The organism is Streptomyces sp. ADMS (assembly GCF_033441795.1).
GTDB lineage: Bacteria > Actinomycetota > Actinomycetes > Streptomycetales > Streptomycetaceae > Streptomyces.
Map to the genome: position 1 here is coordinate 74,761 of NZ_JAVFVX010000028.1, position 3,771 is coordinate 78,531.

Sequence of the window (3,771 nt, forward strand, 5' to 3'; positions counted from 1 at the left end):
AAACCCCCCTGCGCCCCCAAACCCCCCTGCGCCCCCAAACCCCCCTGCGCCCCCAGGCCCCCCTGCGCCCCCAGGCCCCCCTGCGGCCCTGAACGGGCCCTGTCCTCAAACGCCGGACGGCTGAGATGCCAGGCCTGGGCGGTGGATGCGGTGGGGGAGAGGGGTGGGCTGGAGGGGGCTCGCTCTCGGAACGCCGGACGGGCTGAGATGTCGGGGCCTGGGCTGTGGGTGCGGTGGGGGCGGGCGGGAGGCAGTGTCGGGCTGGACAGCCCTCGTGTTCGCAACGCCGGACGGGTCGGGTAGTCGGCGTTGAAGACCATCTCCGGCGTTTGAGGAGCGGGGGTTCGGGGGCAGCACCCACCGAGGACGGGACGGGTGGGGGCGGAAACCCTACGGCCTACGCCACTGCGCCGGCACGACCGGTACCCGGAACCACACCGCCTTGCCCGAGTCCGTGGCCCGGTGCCCGCACGACGAACTCAGCGTTCGGATCAGCAGCAACCCCCGGCCATGCTCCTGCCAGGGGTCCGGCTCCTCCGACAGCGGCCGCGTCAGATTGCCCGGCGGCGCCGGGTCGGGATCGTGCACCTCGACCTGGCAGCTGGTCGGCAGCAGCTCCACCACCAGCTCTATCGGCGCGTCCCCGGCCGTGTGCTCCACGGCGTTCGCCACCAGCTCCGCGGTGAGCAGTTCCGCAGTGTCGCAGTCCGCCGCAGCATGCTCCAGCTCGGCCAGAGCCGTGCGTACCAGCGCGCGGGCGACAGGCACTGCCGCGGCGGTGTGCGGCAGGGCGATACGCCAGGAGGCGGGGGCGGGGGTGTCTTGCACGGCGGTTCCGTTCATGGAGCAGGCTGTCCTGCCTTCAACAGGGGAATGGTACGGCGAGGTCCGACAGGGGCACTGGTCGGGCGCCGCGCGGGACCTTCGGCCCCGCTCACCGTTCGGCTTACCCAGACCAACGGCCCGGCTCCCACGGCCACTCCCACTGTTACCGCGCTATTGACGCCTCGTGACGGGACCGGATCACCGGAACAGGGTGCCCTATCGCGCACTTGTGACGACAGTCATGGATCGGTGATAACTTCGTGGAGCAGCCCTCGCGCTCCACGCTGTCCCCGCTCGACGAGGAGGCCGCGCATGAGTCCCTTCACCGGCTCGCCCCCCCGCACCTCCACCTGGCACCACCTCCGCCTCGACCTCACCCCCACCGGCGTGGCCACCGTCACGCTCGCCCGCCCCGAGAAACTCAACGCCCTCACCTTCGGCGCCTACGCGACCTGCTTGCCGAGCTGTCCCGGGAGAGGTCCGTACGGGCGCTGGTGCTGGCCGGAGAAGGCCGCGGCTTCTGCTCCGGCGGCGACGTCGACGAGATCATCGGCGCCACCCTGTCCATGGACACCGCCCAGCTGCTCGACTTCAACCGGATGACAGGGCAGGTTGTGCGGGCGGTACGGGAGTGCCCGTTCCCGGTGATCGCGGCGGTGCACGGCGTGGCGGCCGGTGCCGGAGCGGTGCTCGCGCTGGCCGCCGACTTCCGTGTCGCCGACCCCTCCGCGCGCTTCGCGTTCCTCTTCACCCGGGTCGGCCTCTCCGGCGGCGACATGGGCGCCGCCTATCTGCTGCCGCGGGTCGTCGGACTCGGCCACGCGACCCGCCTGCTGATGCTCGGCCCGGCACCCCGCCGATGTTCACGCCCTTCCGGCTGCGCGGACTGACCCTCCGCAACCGCGTCGTCGTGTCCCCCATGGACATGTACTCGGCCACCGACGGCGTCCCCGGCGACTTCCACCTCGTCCACCTGGGCGCGAGAGCGCTGGGGGGCGCCGGCTGGTGATGTCCGAGATGGTGTGCGTCAGCGCCGAGGGACGCATCACCCCGGGCTGCGCCGGCCTCTACACGGACCGGCAGGCCGAGGCCTGGCAGCGCATCACCGCCTTCGCGCACTCCCAGGCCCCGGGCGCCGCCCTCGGCATCCAGCTCGGTCACGCCGGCCGCAAGGGATCGACGAAGCTGATGTGGGAGGGCATCGACGAACCGCTGGAGCAGGGCAACTGGCCGCTGGTCGCCGCCTCTCCGCTCCCGTACCGGACCGGCAGCCAGACCCCGCACGAACTGACGAGCGCCCAGCTCGCCACGATCCGCGACCAGTTCACGACAGCCGCCCAGAGAGCAGCTGATGCGGACTTCGACCTCCTCGAACCCCACTGCGCGCACGGCTACTTGCTCTCCGGCTTCCTCTCCCCGCTCACCAACCGCCGCACGGACGTGTACGGCGGCCCGCTCGCCGCCCGTCTCCGATTTCCCCTCGAAGTCTTCGACGCCGTACGGGAGGTGTGGCCGGCCGAGCGCCCCATGACCGTCCGTGTCTCGGCCACGGACTGGGCCGACGGCGGTACGACGGCCGAGGACGCCGTCGAGATCTCGCGTGCCTTCGTCGCCCACGGCGCCGACGCGATCGACGTGTCGACCGGCCAGGTGGTGGCCGACGAGCGTCCGGAGTACGGCCGTTCGTACCAGACCCCGTTCGTGGACCGGATCCGCCACGAGGCCGGCGTCCCGGTGATCGCCGTCGGCGCGATCTCCTCCTGGGACGACGTCAACTCCCTGATACTGGCGGGCCGTACAGACCTGTGCGCGCTGGCCCGCCCGCATCTCCACGACCCGAACTGGACCCTGCACGCGGCGGCCGAGCAGGGGTACGAGGGTCCGGGCGCCGTCTGGCCGACGCCGTACCGCGCGGGCGCCCGACGCCCCCGCACCGGGCGCACGGACGCCCCCAAACCCCGGCTCATACTGGGAAGTTGACCTCTCTTTCAGCCGCTACCTCAGCCATCCCTGCCGTCAGCGTCGAGCCGTCCGCCGGGTCGACCAGCAGGAACGCGCCCGTGCGACGAGACACCGCGTAGTCGTCGAGAGCGAGTGGCTCGGCGGTGCGCAGGGTGATGCGGCCCAGGTCGTTCGCCGCCAACTCGGCTGCCCCGCCCAGGTCCTTGACCACCGCCTTGACCGTCCGGGTCGTGTGCTTCACCAGCACCCGGTCGCCGGGGCGCAACGGGCGGTCGGTGAGGTGGCAGACGGACGCGTGGACGTCCTGGGTGAGCGCGGGGGTGTCCACGCCGGCCGTGAGCATGTCCCCGCGGGAGACATCGCGCTGGTCGGCCAGCCGGACGCTGATCGACTGGGGGGCGTACGCGGCCGGGGCAGCCGTACCCAGGACATCGATACCGGTGATCTCGGAGGTCTCCCCGGACGGCTGCACGGTCACCCGGTCGCCGACCCTCAGTGAACCGGACACCAACTGCCCGGCGTAGTGACGGACTCCGTCGTGCCGGATCACGTACTGGACGGGAAAGCGGGTCGGGGCGTCGGCGGGGTCGCCGCCCACCGGCACGTTCTCCAGATGGTCGAGGAGCGCCGGACCGCCGTACCAGTCCATGTGTGTGGACGGGTCCACCACGTTGTCGCCGACGAGCGCCGAGACGGGGATCGGGGTGCAGCCGGGCAGACCCAACTCGTCGGCGTACGAGGTGAATTGGGTCACGATCCGGTCGAACCGTTCCTCCGTGTACCCGACCAGGTCCATCTTGTTGACGGCCAGCACGATGTGCGGGACCCGCAGCAGGGCCGCCACGGCCGCGTGCCGCCGGGTCTGCTCGACCACACCGTTGCGTGCGTCGACGAGGATGACCGCCAGATCGGCGGTGGAGGCGCCGGTGACCATGTTGCGGGTGTACTGCACATGGCCGGGGGTGTCGGCGAGGATGAACCGGC

The 3,771-nt window shown here is 71.7% G+C and carries 2 protein-coding genes and 2 pseudogenes; 2 read left to right on the forward strand and 2 right to left on the reverse strand.

Going from position 1 to position 3,771, the window contains the following annotated elements:
- Positions 1 to 390: 390 nt before the first annotated feature.
- Positions 391 to 843: an ATP-binding protein gene (locus RB628_RS15030; protein WP_318320912.1), complete on the reverse strand. Its 453-nt coding sequence runs from the start codon at positions 841 to 843 to the stop codon at positions 391 to 393.
- Between the two features lie 294 nt (positions 844 to 1,137).
- Here RB628_RS15030 and RB628_RS15035 point away from each other — a divergent pair.
- Both RB628_RS15035 and RB628_RS15040 read left to right on the forward strand, forming a co-directional pair.
- Positions 1,138 to 1,682: pseudogene (locus RB628_RS15035) on the forward strand (enoyl-CoA hydratase-related protein); the annotation flags it as partial.
- Positions 1,670 to 2,805 (forward strand): annotated as a pseudogene (locus tag RB628_RS15040) (bifunctional salicylyl-CoA 5-hydroxylase/oxidoreductase); the annotation flags it as partial. The pseudogenes RB628_RS15035 and RB628_RS15040, both read left to right, overlap by 13 nt.
- Here the strand turns inward: RB628_RS15040 and RB628_RS15045 are convergent.
- Positions 2,789 to 3,771: sulfate adenylyltransferase subunit 1 (locus RB628_RS15045; protein ID WP_318320913.1), on the reverse strand; the 983-nt coding region annotated here is incomplete at its 5' end. The pseudogene RB628_RS15040 and the gene RB628_RS15045 sit on opposite strands and share 17 nt — an antisense overlap.